At 46.0% G+C, this 13837-nt stretch carries 14 protein-coding genes; 9 read left to right on the top strand and 5 right to left on the bottom strand.

Going from position 1 to position 13837, the window contains the following annotated elements:
• The first annotated feature begins 82 nt into the window (after positions 1–82).
• Positions 83–256, top strand: coding sequence for a hypothetical protein (locus tag Q9M42_RS10470; protein WP_322526427.1), 174 nt, complete (start codon positions 83–85; stop codon positions 254–256).
• A 153-nt stretch (positions 257–409) separates the two neighbouring features.
• Positions 410–1654, top strand: a complete 1245-nt coding sequence (gene fabF, locus Q9M42_RS10465; protein WP_322526426.1) for a beta-ketoacyl-ACP synthase II — start codon at positions 410–412, stop codon at positions 1652–1654.
• 37 nt (positions 1655–1691) lie between these two features.
• Here fabF and Q9M42_RS10460 read toward each other — a convergent pair whose 3' ends face one another.
• The 4 genes from Q9M42_RS10460 to Q9M42_RS10445 all read right to left on the bottom strand — a co-directional run bounded on the left by Q9M42_RS10460 (position 1692) and on the right by Q9M42_RS10445 (position 6820).
• Complete coding sequence (locus Q9M42_RS10460; protein ID WP_322526425.1) at positions 1692–4247, bottom strand: CBS domain-containing protein; 2556 nt, start codon at positions 4245–4247, stop codon at positions 1692–1694.
• Between the two features lie 13 nt (positions 4248–4260).
• The gene (locus tag Q9M42_RS10455; RefSeq protein ID WP_322526424.1) at positions 4261–4539 is read right to left on the bottom strand and encodes a hypothetical protein; all 279 of its coding nucleotides are present in this window, start codon (positions 4537–4539) and stop codon (positions 4261–4263) included.
• 83 nt (positions 4540–4622) lie between these two features.
• Positions 4623–5612: a tryptophan--tRNA ligase gene (trpS, locus tag Q9M42_RS10450; protein ID WP_322526423.1), complete on the bottom strand. Its 990-nt coding sequence runs from the start codon at positions 5610–5612 to the stop codon at positions 4623–4625.
• A gap of 212 nt (positions 5613–5824) precedes the next feature.
• The gene (locus Q9M42_RS10445) at positions 5825–6820 is read right to left on the bottom strand and encodes a sodium:calcium antiporter (protein ID WP_322526422.1); all 996 of its coding nucleotides are present in this window, start codon (positions 6818–6820) and stop codon (positions 5825–5827) included.
• Positions 6821–6996: 176 nt separating this feature from the next.
• On the opposite strand from Q9M42_RS10445, the gene Q9M42_RS10440 reads away from it, so the two are divergent.
• Both Q9M42_RS10440 and Q9M42_RS10435 read left to right on the top strand, forming a co-directional pair.
• A complete protein-coding gene (locus tag Q9M42_RS10440) occupies positions 6997–7278 on the top strand; it encodes a YciI family protein (protein WP_322526421.1) in 282 nt (93 codons plus the stop codon).
• Positions 7279–7283: 5 nt separating this feature from the next.
• Positions 7284–8159, top strand: coding sequence for an NAD(P)-dependent oxidoreductase (locus tag Q9M42_RS10435; protein ID WP_322526420.1), 876 nt, complete (start codon positions 7284–7286; stop codon positions 8157–8159).
• Between the two features lie 54 nt (positions 8160–8213).
• On the opposite strand, the gene Q9M42_RS10430 is transcribed toward Q9M42_RS10435, so the two are convergent.
• Positions 8214–8741, bottom strand: coding sequence for an HD domain-containing protein (locus tag Q9M42_RS10430; RefSeq protein WP_322526419.1), 528 nt, complete (start codon positions 8739–8741; stop codon positions 8214–8216).
• A gap of 321 nt (positions 8742–9062) precedes the next feature.
• On the opposite strand from Q9M42_RS10430, the gene Q9M42_RS10425 reads away from it, so the two are divergent.
• The 5 genes from Q9M42_RS10425 (at position 9063) to spxA (ending at position 13546) form a co-directional block, all read left to right on the top strand.
• A complete protein-coding gene (locus tag Q9M42_RS10425; RefSeq protein ID WP_322526418.1) occupies positions 9063–10271 on the top strand; it encodes a putative glycoside hydrolase in 1209 nt (402 codons plus the stop codon).
• 203 nt (positions 10272–10474) lie between these two features.
• On the top strand, positions 10475–11047 hold the full coding sequence (locus Q9M42_RS10420) for a GNAT family N-acetyltransferase (RefSeq protein ID WP_322526417.1): 573 nt from the start codon (positions 10475–10477) through the stop codon (positions 11045–11047).
• A 19-nt stretch (positions 11048–11066) separates the two neighbouring features.
• On the top strand, positions 11067–11207 hold the full coding sequence (locus tag Q9M42_RS10415; RefSeq protein WP_022795166.1) for a hypothetical protein: 141 nt from the start codon (positions 11067–11069) through the stop codon (positions 11205–11207).
• A 110-nt stretch (positions 11208–11317) separates the two neighbouring features.
• Positions 11318–12769 carry an aldehyde dehydrogenase gene (gene aldA / locus Q9M42_RS10410; protein WP_322526416.1) on the top strand — a complete coding sequence of 484 codons (1452 nt, stop codon included), beginning with the start codon at positions 11318–11320 and terminating at the stop codon, positions 12767–12769.
• Between the two features lie 381 nt (positions 12770–13150).
• Complete coding sequence (spxA, locus tag Q9M42_RS10405; RefSeq protein ID WP_022795164.1) at positions 13151–13546, top strand: transcriptional regulator SpxA; 396 nt, start codon at positions 13151–13153, stop codon at positions 13544–13546.
• The last annotated feature ends 291 nt before the right edge of the window (positions 13547–13837 follow it).

Raw genomic sequence — 13837 nt, 5'->3', positions numbered from 1 at the left:
AAGAAAGGAGGATAATCACTTGGATTAGCGTGTTTCTGCTTGTATAATTGCCGGGAAGCCGGTAAGCAGCGGGAGGGATGACATGACAGTGAAACGTGCTGCAGCAGGGGTAATTATTTTTATTTGCGTATTGATTGCTGTGTATTTAGGTGTCGTGTATTTTTTTCAGGGAAGCCAGACGACGGCCATTCTTACAGCTATCACGGGAGCGCTGATCGCCGAATGGACATACCACCGTTCGTTCGTAGAGGAATAAAGATTATATGAATAAAACGGCGTGCAGAAAGTAGACAACCGTGCGTGACTCGTATAAAATTATTCCCAGACTATTGAAAACATCCAGCCTGATTCATACATAGGCAGGGAGTATATACATGAGAATGCGGAAGATAACAAAGGAGAGAGTAGCATGAATGAAAACAGGCGAGTGGTTGTAACAGGAATGGGGACAGTCAACCCGCTGGGTCAGACAGTGGAATCTTCGTGGAAAAATGCTGTGGACGGCATCTCCGGCATTAGTGCTATCGAAAGGGTGGATGTCTCCGAGCTTCCGATGAAAATCGGGGGAGAAGTAACGGACTTCGATCCGTCGGCCTATTTGGAAAAAAAAGAACTGCGGAAAATGGACCGATTCACCCAGTTTGCTATTGTAGCTTCCATGCAGGCGCTTGAGGACGCGGGGTATACAATTACAGAGGAAAATGCAGCACGGACCGGCGTTTGGATAGGCTCTGGCATCGGCGGCATGGAAACGTATGAGACTCAGTTCCAGAACTTCATGGAGCGCGGCTATAAACGCGTGAGCCCGTTCTTTGTACCGATGATGATCCCGGACATGGCTTCCGGCCAGGTGTCCATTTATACAGGTGCCAAAGGAGTGAATTCCTGTACGGTTACGGCCTGTGCTACAGGCTCCAACTCGATTGGAGACGCATATAAAGTGATTCAGCGCGGCGATGCCGATGCCATGATTACAGGCGGAACAGAAGCCCCGATTACGAAAATGGCGATTGCAGGCTTTAGTTCGGCAAAGGCGATTACCATGAATGAAGATCCAAATACGGCGTCCCGCCCGTTTGATAAAAACCGGGACGGGTTTGTAATGGGCGAAGGAGCGGGCATACTGATGCTTGAAAGCCTGGAGTCCGCCGAAGCGAGGGGCGCGGAAATTTATGCTGAAATCGTCGGCTACGGCTCTACCGGAGATGCGTATCATCTGACAGCTCCAGCACCGGACGGTGAAGGTGCCCAGCGCTCCATGCAGATGGCTATGGACGATGCAGGGCTTACAGCAGAAGACATTCAGTACATTAACGCCCACGGTACCAGTACGCAGTACAATGATAAATTTGAAACGACAGCTGTACGAAAGGTATTTCAGGACCATGCAGACAGTGTATGGATGAGCTCAACAAAATCGATGACCGGTCATCTGCTCGGGGCAACCGGGGGTATTGAAGCTATATTCAGTATTCTTTCTTTAAAGGATAATGTAGTGCCGCCGACTATTAACCTGCACGAGCCGGATCCGGAATGTGATCTCGATTACGTTCCAAACGAAGCCCGGAAAGGTGATATCCAGGCCGTTTTAAGCAATACCTTTGGATTTGGCGGACATAACGCTACTCTGGCATTTAAAAAATGGCAGGCATAAAAAAAAGTCTGGGCCTATGCGCCCAGACTTTTTTCATTTAGGACTGATAGCTGTGAATAAGGGATTCAGCATAATCCAGTGCTTCTCTGGAGGAAGTGATTTCTTCGTTAATAATGCCTTTTTCGGTTTCGCTTATAATAAATTTATAAAGGGGTCCGGGCTGGAGGCCGAGACGTTGAAGTTCGGCGCCGGAAACCCACGGCGGCAGGTCCTGCCACTTGTCCTGGTACTGTCTGAGCAAAGCCGCTTTTCCCGGCTGCCCGGCGCTGTATTCAAGGCAGTAAGCAGCAATTTCAACAGAAAGAGGGGAGACATGGGCAGCAGTGCGGTGAAAATCACCGGGTCTTTCGATAGAGGCATCCCAGCTTTCATCGAGCAGGTGGTGCACGTGCCGTACGAGCTGTTTATCCTGCTTCCGCACGGCGACCCGCTCGGCAGAAAGCACCCGGCCGCTTTCCTGCAGAAATAACGGCAGCAGGGTCATAAACAAAGACGATTGGAGGTCGGTAATATACGGAAGCAGCCGTTCGGCTGCATCGTCCCATACAGCACCAGGGAGAAATGCCGATAAAACGTCAAGCTTCTGGAGACGATAAAACAGCTGGGCAGGAGGCATTTCAGCAGTCAGACGCTGAAATTCAGCGAGTATTCTATCTGTAGACAGAGCATGAATCGCGTTAACCGCCTGCGCAATAAACGCTTCTGTTTCATGATCCATTGCAAATCCAAAACGGTGTTCAAAGCGGACGGCACGGAGAATGCGGGTCGGGTCTTCGACAAAGCTTAAATTGTGCAGCACCCGAATGGCCCCCCGTTTTAAATCCTCTAGTCCTGAAAAATGGTCGATGAGATCTCCAAACTCTTCGGGATGAAGGGCAAGAGCCATGGCATTGATCGTAAAATCCCTCCGGAACAGGTCCTCTTTCAAGGTGGAGCTCTCCACGTCTGGCAGGGAACCGGGTTTTTCATAAAATTCGGTCCGGGAGCTTGCGATATCCATTTTTAACCCGTCTGGCCAGATGATCGTAGCAGTGCCAAAAGCTTCGTGCTTGTGGAGTTCTCCGTTCCATTTGGAGGCAATGTCCGAAGCAAAAGCTATGCCGTCGCCTTCAACGGCAATGTCGATATCTTCATTTCCCTTTTGCAAAATAATGTCGCGAACGACTCCCCCGATCAGATAGGTGCGCAAATGCTGACGGGCGCCTTCTTCTCCGACGGCCTGAAGCCACTGTTGGATGGAATCCGGCAGAGTCGTGCGCATGTTTTCCTCCATATTGACGGTTTCTGCTGCGGTAGAATCTTCACGAAGCCGGGCAATGATATCGCTTCGCGAGACGAGCCCGATTAATGCACCTCGGTGATCAATAATGGGAAGCCGGCCAACGTTATGGTGGACCATCTGCTGCTGAAGTTCTTCAAACCGGTGAGAGGGGGAGGCGGTATGGAGATTGGAACTCATGTAGCCTTTGACAGGGGCGTGCCCGAGCTGATGGTGCATGGCTTTATCAATGTCACGACGGGAAATAATGCCGACTAATTCGTATTGGTCGTTTACTACCGGAAAGCCACTGTGCCCGTAGCGTAGCACCATATCTTCCGCTTCCTTGATTGTCGTTTCAGGCTTCAGTGTTTTTACCGGCCGGCTCATCAGCTCTTCAGCTGTAATGGAGCGGCCGACTGCAGATTGAAGCTGTGATTTGATCTGGTCGTAAACATCGTCGAGCAGCTGATCCTTGATAGTGGCTGACCCGGCCCGGGAGTGTCCGCCTCCGCCGAACGGGGCTAAAATGTCCGGGAGATGAATACGATCGGTAGCCGAGCGCCCGATAACAAATATTTTGCCCTGGGCCCTAGTTAAAGTAATGACAGCACTTGCGCCGGTTGTTTCTATTAAATTGGAGGTGACGGTGTTCAAGCCGCCGATATGCTTGTCGCCGGAATCGAATTTTGTAATCAACAGCTGAAGCCCTTCGCGCTCAATGATTTCTGCTGCTCCAAGGTAGGCCCGCAGAGCATACTGCTGATCCGGAGAAAGCGACTCCTCCATGTATTGGCCGACGGTGTCTAAATTCATGCCCTGCTCCATTAAAAATACAGCCGCCTGCAGATCTCTAAGCGTTGTACTCGGATAAACGAGCGACCCGGTATCGGTATAAAGCCCGAGAGCAAAAAGGGTAGCTTCGACCGGAGTAAGAGAAATCTGCCGCTGAATCAGTTCTTCGATGAGAATAGTGACGGCAGCACCTGTTGGCTCGATCCGGGCGTCAATGGCTGCTTCCGTTGAATCAGGCGCTTCCTTGTTTGTGTGATGATCATAAATGATCCAGTACGGAGCTGAGGAAAAGGTGAGGCCGTCCCTGGCCCGGTCCGGCTCGGAGACATCGGTTAAAATCACCGTATGCAAATTGTCCCAATCGATATGCCGGGAAGAAACAAATGGGAATTCATCCTTGAAAAGGGCGAGGTATTCGTTGACTTCCTCGGACTGGTCGTCCTGCAAAACGAGACGAGCCTCCGGATAAAGTCTGGAAGCAGCTACAGCAGAAGCGAGGGCGTCAAAATCCATATGGCGGTGCGTTAAAATTACATCCATGGCAGCTGCCTCCTTAGTCATTATTTTTCACATACATCAAATGGTTGTGGAAGTGATTGAGAGCCATAGTGAGAATGGCTTCGGGGCGCGTCTGGTCGGCCTCCATATTCACTTCATCAAAATACCGGGTGATATCTTCAAGCTGGTCTTTCTGTTCTTTATATAAGTGCACCTGCAGAACCCGGGTTTCGTTCGCAAGCTCCCGGGCAAGCTGATTGATGGAATGCTGCAGCTGTTCGGACTCCTTCAGCAGTTCACGCAGCTGTTTTTGCTTTTCTTCTCGTACAGTCACTTGTGACCCTCCATGTGCGGGATGTGTTTTCCTTATACTAATACCCGGGAAGAATAAAATAAAAGCTCCCGACTTGGGAGCTCCTACCGTTTTTTTCGTTCAAGCCCCATGGCACGCTCTGCTTTTGCGAGCATTTTTGAGGAAGCCTGACGGGCCGTTTCTGCGCCTTTATCCAGGATGTCATCGAGTTCCGAAGAGTTCATCAGCTCCGCATGGCGCTCCTGAAGCGGTACGAGAATCTCAGCAACGGCGGCACCGGTTTCTTCTTTAAGAGAGCCGTAGCTTTCCTGGCTGAGCTTTTGTTCTGCCTCTTCGATACTGATGTTTTTGGAAATGGCGTAAATTGTGAGGAGATTGCTTACTCCGGGTTTGCTTTCAGGATCGTAGCGGATTTCGCGTCCGGAATCAGTCACAGCGCTCTTTATTTTCTTCATGATCGTCTTTTCGCCGTCAAGCATGGAGATAAAAGCCTTTTGATTGGAGTCGGATTTGCTCATTTTTTTCTCTGGATTTTGAAGAGACATAATACGCGCTCCGCTGCCCGCTATTTTTGTTTCCGGAACGGTGAATATATCGTTGTACTGCTGATTAAACCGTTCCGCAAGCGTCCGCGTCAGTTCGAGGTGCTGCTTCTGGTCTTCTCCGACAGGAACAATATCTGTGCCGTATAAAAGAATGTCTGCGGCCATCAGCGGCGGGTAAGTCAAAAGAGCACCGGGAACACCGGAGCGGCCCTCTGCTTTGTCTTTAAACTGGGTCATGCGCTCAAGCTCCCCAATATAAGCAATGCATTGCAGCATCCAGCCAAGCTGGGCGTGAGCAGGAACCTCCGATTGAACAAAAATAGTTGCTTTTTCCGGATCAAGTCCGGCAGCGATGTATAAAGCCGCGAGACTCCGGGTGTTATGCTGAAGCTCCTGCTTATTTTGAGGCACTGTAATAGCGTGCTGGTTCACAATACAAAAAAAGCTTCGGTAATCCTTCTGTAAATCCACAAAGTGTTTTATCGCCCCTAAATAGTTACCGATGGTGGGCGTGCCGCTCGGCTGAACACCGGAAAAAACGGTTTTCATAAGTATACATCCTTTCGTTGTCAAAAACTTATTTCTGCCGGCTTTTATATTTAAGGACAAGCACGGCGGCCCATTCAAATACAAGTAAGATAAAAAGCAAAAGCCCCGGCCAGGCGGGAAAATCTGAAAGTCGTGCCTGCAGGACGAGCGCTGCCACCCACAAGAAAGCTGTTACGGCCATCCATAAACGAATCCTGTCTGTCATAGCTTCATCACCATTCTGCTCCGAGACCAATAAAGGTTAAATACGAAGCGATAAAATATACAATAATAAGCGTGAGGGAAGGCCAAAGATAAAAGACCGACGTTTTTCTTTTGTTTCCCCGGAAAACAGCGTAAAATACTATAACTGCGAGCAGCGTAATGCCGAGCGAAGTCACCAGATTTGTCCGGCTTGCTGCAGAAATGATAGGTTCGCCTCTATAGAAAATATCGCTCAGGGCAAGCAGAGTCAAATTGAAGAGATTGCTGCCTAAAATGGACCCCAGGGCGAGATTGTAGTTTCTCAGCTTCATCGCTACAAAAACAGAAACGGCTTCGGGGAGGGACGTCGAAGCAGCGATTAAAAAACTTCCGATAAAACTCGAGCCGAGTCCGGTGATAACGGCGATCCGGTCACCGGTGGTAGTGAGAACAGTACCGGCAGCGAGCGTAAATAAAGCAGCGATTACAAATCCCGTACCGGCCTGACGTAAGGAGAGGTCGGGCTTTGGCACGTCCTGTTCTTCCTCATCAGGAATCACGCCCTCGTTCTGGCGGTTTGCCCAGACAATTCCTACTACATAGAAAACCAGAAGGATAAGTGCATCAACACCGACGCCAAAAACGCTCCAGGAGAGCTGCAGGAGAAAAGCCGCCCCGGTGACAAAAGCAAGCACGGCTCCCAGCCCGGCAGTATATGTATGACCTGGGGAGACACGGTTAAACAGCTGCTTGCGACGATAAAAAATATCGAATACAGCAATAATAAGAATGTTAAATAAGTTACTCCCAAGCACGTTGCCCACCGCAATGTCCGGGTTATCCAAAAACACAGCCGTTAAGCTGGTGGTAACCTCGGGAAGGGAAGTGGCCCCGGCCAGTAAAAGGGTCCCGACCATCATACCGCCAAGCGAAGATTTTTCACTAATGATGTCAGAGTATGAAGACAGCTTGGTGGCTGCGATAACTGTAACGACAGCTGCCAAAAGAAAGAATAAAAAAACCAACGATGGTGTCCCCTCTCACAAACGATAATTTCAGCATAAAACGCTTTAGAACAGGGTTAGTGTATCGTAACTTACCCCGAAGGTCAAAAGGAAGCCGTGTGAAAACCCCTTCATCTATGTAAATATTGGATAACAACGACTATAATAAAGTAGAAAGAATTCAAAGGAGGACTATAATGAAGATATTTGCTGTATTTCTTACAATGAAGGATGAAGAAAAATCACAAAAGTTTCGTTCTCAGCATTTGAAATTTCTCGAGGATGAAGAGCTGAACGGAAACGTGATTGCTTATGGACGTTTTGTCGATGGTACCGGCGGCTTAATCATGTACCGCGGAGAAAAAGAGGAAGCTGTCCGGGAAATTGTAGAACAGGATCCTTACATACAGCTTGGTGCCCGAGATTATCATATGCATGAGTGGGATATGAAATCACATGTCTGGACGAAGGGAGAATAATAGTTATGAAAAAAGCTGCTTTCATCGGACTTGGAAACATGGGCATGCCAATGGCTCTGAATATTTTGAATAAAGGATTTGACGTCTACGGAATTAATAAAGGAAACGAAAAGGAAGACCGATTTCAGGAAGCCGGGGGCACTGTCGGCATTACTCCGGCAGAGGCAGCTGGAGTAATGGATCTCGTTATGACCTGCCTTCCAAAACCAGAGCATGTAGAAGAAATGATGCTCGGGGAAAACGGCGTCATTACAAACGCTTCGCCAGGACTTCTCGTAATTGATTTCAGTACCGTGTCTGCAGAGCTTCATGAAAAGATCGAAGCAGAGGCTGCCCAAAAGGGCGTAGACTATCTGGATGCTCCGGTAAGCGGTGGTACGACAGGTGCAAAAGCTGGAACGCTTGCTGTGATGGTTGGCGGAAGCGAAGAGGCTTTTGAAAAAGCCAGACCGATTTTTGAAGCAGTAGGGAAAAATATTACGTATGCCGGCAGCATTGGCAAAGGTACAAAGGTGAAGTTGATTAATCAGTATATGGTAGGTATGCATACTGCAGCGGTAAGCGAAGGATTAACGATGGCGGAAAAAGCAGGAGTTGATCTGGAAATGCTTCATTCCGTTATCACAAACAGTATGGGGCAGAGCAAAATCTACGACAGGCACTATAAGGAATTCATCCAGGAAAACAAAGAGGAACCCGGATTTGCTTTGGAGCTGCTTTTAAAGGATCTTGGCCTGGCTAATGAAATGAGTAATCGCGTAGGAGTTATTCCAAAGGCAGGAAAGGAAGTTCTTTCTTTATTCGAAGAGGCGGATCGCGAAGGGTTTGGAGAAAAAGACATGAGCAGCCTTTTTTACTACGTGAAAAATAGCGGAAAATAAAAAATATGTAGACACGGAACCTGCCTTCCATTATGAAGGCGGGTTCTTTACGTTTTACGAGTGCATAGTTTCAGCAACGGCCTGCTCAAGGCGCTCGTCGAGAGAATGCAGTCGGTTGAATGCATCTTCATCAGTAATAGTCCGGTAGTGATGACGTCCGGACGGCTCTTCATCGAGTTCATCTGCATCGGCAACTACCTGCTGCAGAGGAGTGCGCTGAATATTGGCAGCCGGGAGGTACGAATCAGTATGAAGTAAAACAGCCATACTGACTTCCTTTGCCCGCGAAGGTTCTTCGCCGAGCCGGATTAAGAGCTTGTGGGCCCGTTCTGCTCCTTTGATAGCGTGAATATCGTTCGTCTGATATTCCTCGAAGTCCCATTTCCCATTTTTGTAAAAAAGATAATGGCCCATGTCGTGCAGAAAACCAGCTTTTACTGATAAATCAACATCCACACTTCGTTCTCTGGCAAGCTCTAATGCTATATCAGCCACGCGAATGGCATGGGCAAGTCCGGAACGGCGGACATATTTTTGAGTAATAGGGTGTTTGTAAATATCAATCATCGTCACTCTGCTCATTGGTGCTCCTCCTTTATAGATTATTTTGCAAAAGGGGCCCCGGCCAATAAAGGCTGAGGACCCTGTGGAAGTATCGCAAGTTTTAAAGATATTTTTAACAGTATAATAACTATGAGAGCGGAATGCAAGAGAAATGAAAGATTAACTAACATTCAATTATCATTTTGAATATAAATATTAATTAATAAAAAAATAGCGGAAAATAAAAAAGATGGCTGGTAATATGTGTATTTAAACGTATAATTAAACCAAGAAAAATATTCCATTAAATAGTGACTATTAGATTGTATTTTTTACAAAAACAATGAAGGAAGGGACAATATGAAAAAAAAGTTAGGCATTTGGGCCTTAACTGCTGCATTGACTGTTACCTCGGGATTAACTGCAGCAGAGTCAAACGCGGAAGAAGGAAACGGGAACGATCTGGCATCAATGACGACTGGTGGACATACATTAACGCTTGAAGGCAGCATGCCACGCTTTACATATGATTCAGGTCTTAATTTCAGCTATCCAGAGGAAGGGGTCAAAGGGATATATGTGACTGGTCACTCGGCCGGGGGCGACAGAATGGATAAATTAATTGATCTCATTGATTCGACGGAATTGAACGCTATGGTAATAGATATTAAAGATGATCACGGGAACTTAACATTCAATGTGCCGGAAGGGTCAGACCTGCCTGATATAGGAAAAAATATGATCAAGGATCCTAAAGCGCTGATGAAAAAACTGGAAAAGCATGATATATACCCGATCGCCCGGATTACAACTTTTAAAGATAATGTATTTGCCAAGAAGCATCCGGAATACTCCTACCAGACAAGTGACGGGAATACATGGTCGAATGGAAGCGGCCATATGTTTACGAATCCGTTCATGGAAGAAGTATGGGATTATAATCTTCAAATAGCGGAAGAAGCAGCCAGGCTTGGCTTCCAGGACATTCAGTTCGATTATATCCGGTTCCCTGAAGGATTTGAAACGAGAGATGACCAGCTCACTTATTCCACAGGAGACTACGACAGCGGTGATGACAACGTACAGGAAAGAGTAGATGCTGTTACGGATTTCGTTGCTTATTCTGAAGAGACGCTTCAAACAAAATACAATGTAAATGTATCGGCGGATATCTTCGGCTATTCTGCGACTCAGGAACGGGCGCCGGGTATCGGCCAGGATTTTCGGTTAATCTCTGAAAATGTAGATGTCATCAGCTCTATGATTTACCCAAGCCATTGGGGAAGCGGTTATTTTAATATAGACAAGCCGGATACAAAGCCGTACGAGGTTATCGATGCCTATGCGAAGGCAGAAACAAAGATTTTATCAGGACTTGATGAACAGCCGATAACCCGGCCATGGATTCAGGACTTTACAGCAAGCTATTTAGGAAGCGGTAATTATCTGCAGTACGGAAGCACTGAAGTGGAGGCGCAGATTCAGGCGCTGCAGGATAACGGCATTGAAGAGTACCTGCTGTGGGATGCCCAGAACTCTTATTCCAAAGGTACGAATTATACGCCGTAAAAAGTAAAATTAAAGGGGCGGGAGTCAAAAACCGCTCTTTTTTGCTGTATGCAAAGCTTAGAAAGAGCAAATGCAACCACGTCCCGCCGTGAGGTCGATATGCCGTAAAGAGCGCGCTTAAGCGTCTTAAATAAGTACTGAAGGCACTTACTATATACAGACTTTCGCGTTATAATATATGTAACACAAATTTGGGGGTCATTATGTCTAAACTAAACTGGTACGAGAAATTGAGCCAATACTTTCCAGTAGAAGAAATGAAATCGAAAAAACATATGGAAGTGCTGCTGGATGAAAAAGGTGATATTTACCATAAGGATGAAGGACCTCTTCATGTTATGATGTATGTAGAGACAGAGGAATTTGTTTTTATCGATTATTTGTTAGTATCGAAAGAAGCAAGAGGGGAAGGACTCGGTCAGAAATTACTTGATAGCCTGAAAAGTAAGAATAAACCGATTATTCTGGAAGTGGAGCCTCTAGATTATGAAGAGAGCGATACGACAAAACGGTTCCGTTTTTATGAAAGAGCCGGCTTTCGTCAGGCGAAATCCATTGGCTACAGCAGAATTTCCCTGGCAACCAATGAAGTGAATACGCTCGAAATTTTATATTGGTCACCGGACGATGCGTCGGAAGAAGTTATCTATGAAAAAATGAAGCATACGTACAAAAACATTCACACGTATAAAGATGAAGAGATTTACGGAAAAGCTTATCAGGATGTTACGGAAGTTCTTACGTATGATGACAAAGACGAATTGAAGAACGCTTAGAAAGGAGGGCGAAGAGGTTATGAAAAACGCAGTTGCAAAAAAACGCAGGAAAATGAAAAGAGAAGTACTCCGGGACATGCTTAAAAAGAACCTCAAGGGCCTGAATAAAGAAAAATCGCCCGAAAAGGGCGTTCCGACTCCTTCAAGACACACCGCTTAATACAGTGCATGCGCAGCTCAGATGGGCTGCGCTTTTTTTGTGCCGGAAGGTTTAAAAGTTAAATTAAGGTGGAACACTCTACCCTGTAAAGAAAAATTGGAGGGTTCCTGATGCAGACACATCAATTGTACATTAACGGAGAATACGTAAACGCTTCTAGTGATGAATATATTGAAATTGAAAATCCGGCGACGGAAGAAACTATTTCACGAACGGTAAAAGCGACAAAAGAGGACGTGGATAAAGCTGTTGCTGCCGCCTCTGCTGCTCAAAAAGGGTGGGAGCTGACACCAAATATCGAACGTGGAAAAATTGTCCGTGCCCTCGGAGATAAAATCGAAGAAAACAAAGACCGGTTTATTGATCTTCTTCAGCAAGAGCAGGGAAAAGATTACGGGTTGGCAAGCGGCGAAGTGGATCTTGCCATTGACTATTTCCGCTACATGTCCGAATGGGCAAGGAGAATAGAAGGAGAAATCCTGCCGAGTGACCGGCAAAATGAGAATATTTTCATTTACAAAAAACCTATCGGCGTTGTCGGCGGTATTGTGCCATGGAACTTTCCAGTGTTTATTCTGGCCAGGAAAGTAGCAACAGCGCTTGTCACCGGCTGTACGATTGTGCTGAAGCCAAGCCAGCAGACACCTAATACAGCTGTTGAATTCACAAAACTCATCGATGAAATGGATGAAGTACCAAAAGGGGTTTATAACCTGATTACAGGTACAGGCTCAGAAATAGGAAACGCTCTGGCTTCGCATGAAGATGTAGATATGGTAACAATGACTGGGAGCGTAACTGCGGGAACAAAAGTAATGGAAGCTGCGGCGCAGAACATCACAAAAGTTAATCTCGAACTCGGTGGAAAAGCACCGGCTATTGTAACGGCGAACGCAGATATTGATACTGCAGTGAAGCATATTACAACCTCCAGACTTGCCAATAATGGTCAGGCCTGTACGAACGCAGAGCGGGTGTATGTGCATGAAAGTATCGCTGAAGAATTCACCAAGCGACTGCAGCAGGCATTTGAACAAAAAACAATGGGGGACCCGCGCGCATCCAAAAATGCTGATGTTGGCCCGCTTGTGAGCAAAGACCGCCTTGATGAAGTGCATACGATGGTGGAAAATGCTAAAAAAGACGGAGCGAAAGTAGTGGCTGGCGGTGAACCAGGCGATCAAAATAAAGGTTATTTTTACAAACCGACAGTAATCAGCAACGCCCGGCATGAAATGGAAATTATGCAGGAAGAAATATTTGGTCCGGTTATTCCTGTCGATACGTTCCAAACGCTTGATGAAGCAATAGAAAAGGGCAACGATACCGTATTCGGTCTTTCTTCCTCCGTTTACAGTGAAGATATGAACGAAATTATGAGAGTGGTAAACGAACTGCGCTTTGGCGAAACGTACGTTAACCGGGAAAATTTCGAAGCTGTTCAGGGCTATCACGCCGGTTTCCGTAAATCCGGACTTGGCGGGGCCGACGGCAAGCACGGAGTGGAAGACTTTTTAGCCACTCACGTTGTCTATATGCAGTACAATAACGAAAAAAATTAAAGAAATTTGGCTGGAGGGTGAACCTCTAGCCATTTTCTAACGTATACATAATGAGGGCGGAAACAATTAAATGAGTTGTTGAAAAACAAAGCAGGTAATTGAGAATCGTTCATTTAAAGTAAAAAGTGAACAGTTTGAATGAATTGTCACAAAACGTTAACAAATTGTGCGCTTAGAAAGTTTTAAAACCATGATGAAGAGGTATAAATAAAGTATTGTTGAATTAAAGTCTAAAAGTATAATCATTCACAAACCAGTTAAAACCTCTTTTCAAATTAGAATAATTATTGTATAATAATCTTGTGACTAAAAAATAGAGAATATTATACGTTGTTTTCGCCCATTTTACTCCCATAGTTGGGGAAGGAGAGATTTGTTAACATGGTGACATTGCTTACATCTCCAAGTTGTACATCCTGTCGGAAAGCGAAAGCATGGTTGGACGAACATGAGATTGCTTATAATGAAAGAAACATTTTTGCGGAGCCATTAACAGTGGATGAAGTAAAAGAGATTGTCCGCCTGACGGAGGACGGCACTGATGAAATCGTCTCCCGTCGTTCGAAAGTGTTTCAGGAATTAGACGTGGAAATGGAAAACCTTCCACTGCAGCGTCTGTTCCAATTAATCAGCGAACATCCCGGTCTATTAAGACGGCCGATCATTTATGATGATAAACGTTTACAGGTAGGCTACAATGAAGCTGAAATTCGTCGTTTCCTCCCAAGAAAAGTTCGTACTTTTAACTTGATGGAAGCGCAAAAAATGGTAAACTAAAAAGAAAGAAAAATTTCGGCGCCGGTCGGGATTTTTCTTCTTTTTATAATTATGCTTTGTTTTGCTAAAATGAGTTTCTTTCCTTGACATGAGTGTGATTTTATCTGAAAATATAAAACCAAACCAGTGTTAAATTATTGATGCTCCGCTCCCTCAACGAACGTTGCATCCTGGGATGAGCACAACTCACAAAGGGTCCTGGACGGTGCTATGATTTAAAGGATTACTATATGTTATTGTTAGGGTATAGTATTTCATAGTAAGTAGAAGACCGACCCTAGCTTGAGGAGG

Origin of the sequence: Marinococcus luteus (genome assembly GCF_034497705.1) — a bacterium.
Taxonomy (GTDB): Bacteria; Bacillota; Bacilli; order Bacillales; family Marinococcaceae; genus Marinococcus; species Marinococcus luteus_A.
This window is presented reverse-complemented; position numbering and strand designations above follow the sequence as displayed.

Excerpts from the sequence above, each read along its gene's own strand:
- trpS (WP_322526423.1), bottom strand. The coding sequence starts at position 5,612 with ATGAAAACCGTTTTTTCCGGTGTTCAGCCGAGCGGCACGCCCACCATC.
- Q9M42_RS10430 (WP_322526419.1), bottom strand. The coding sequence starts at position 8,741 with ATGAGCAGAGTGACGATGATTGATATTTACAAACACCCTATTACTCAA.
- Q9M42_RS10415 (WP_022795166.1), top strand. The coding sequence starts at position 11,067 with ATGAAAAACGCAGTTGCAAAAAAACGCAGGAAAATGAAAAGAGAAGTA.
- Q9M42_RS10470 (WP_322526427.1), top strand. The coding sequence starts at position 83 with ATGACAGTGAAACGTGCTGCAGCAGGGGTAATTATTTTTATTTGCGTA.
- fabF (WP_322526426.1), top strand. The coding sequence starts at position 410 with ATGAATGAAAACAGGCGAGTGGTTGTAACAGGAATGGGGACAGTCAAC.
- aldA (WP_322526416.1), top strand. The coding sequence starts at position 11,318 with ATGCAGACACATCAATTGTACATTAACGGAGAATACGTAAACGCTTCT.
- Q9M42_RS10460 (WP_322526425.1), bottom strand. The coding sequence starts at position 4,247 with ATGGATGTAATTTTAACGCACCGCCATATGGATTTTGACGCCCTCGCT.
- Q9M42_RS10435 (WP_322526420.1), top strand. The coding sequence starts at position 7,284 with ATGAAAAAAGCTGCTTTCATCGGACTTGGAAACATGGGCATGCCAATG.
- Q9M42_RS10440 (WP_322526421.1), top strand. The coding sequence starts at position 6,997 with ATGAAGATATTTGCTGTATTTCTTACAATGAAGGATGAAGAAAAATCA.
- Q9M42_RS10425 (WP_322526418.1), top strand. The coding sequence starts at position 9,063 with ATGAAAAAAAAGTTAGGCATTTGGGCCTTAACTGCTGCATTGACTGTT.
- Q9M42_RS10420 (WP_322526417.1), top strand. The coding sequence starts at position 10,475 with ATGTCTAAACTAAACTGGTACGAGAAATTGAGCCAATACTTTCCAGTA.
- spxA (WP_022795164.1), top strand. The coding sequence starts at position 13,151 with ATGGTGACATTGCTTACATCTCCAAGTTGTACATCCTGTCGGAAAGCG.